The following is a 517-nucleotide window of genomic DNA, read 5'->3' as shown; positions in this document are numbered from 1 at the left end:
GTCTACCTATGACGGCACCGAACACAGGCTTACCCTCGCTGGCGATCTGCCGGCGGGAGCCTCGGTGACTTACGAGATTGACAGCGAGCCGGGCAATGGGGCAACAAATGCAGGCACGCACGAGGTCATCGCCTATATCGATGGCGGAGGTAACTACGAGGATGTGGAATTGACCGCTACGCTGACCATCACGCCATTGGAGATTACGGTGACCGCGTCAGACCAGACGAAAGCGTTTGATGCGGAAGACCCGCTATTGACCTATACGTTTGGCCCCGAACTGGTGGGCGATGATGCATTCACTGGTGGGCTAACGCGTGAGCAAGGCGAGGATGTAGCTCGATACGCCATCATCCAAGGGAATCTGGCGTTGAATGACAACTATGCAATCACGTTCGAAGAAGGGACGCTGACGATTACACCACGACAGATCACGGGCATCGGTTTCGAAAATACTTCATTTACCTATGATGGCACCGAACACAGGCTTACCCTCGCTGGCGACCTGCCAGCGGGA

General features: G+C 55.7%; 1 protein-coding gene. It reads left to right on the top strand.

The annotated features are described in order from the left end of the window. Positions 1-517 (top strand): MBG domain-containing protein (locus NGM62_RS22035; protein WP_262250455.1); only part of this gene is annotated, 517 nt, incomplete at both ends.

It is taken from the genome of Parapedobacter soli, assembly GCF_025460835.1.
GTDB lineage: Bacteria > Bacteroidota > Bacteroidia > Sphingobacteriales > Sphingobacteriaceae > Parapedobacter > Parapedobacter soli.
This window is presented reverse-complemented; position numbering and strand designations above follow the sequence as displayed.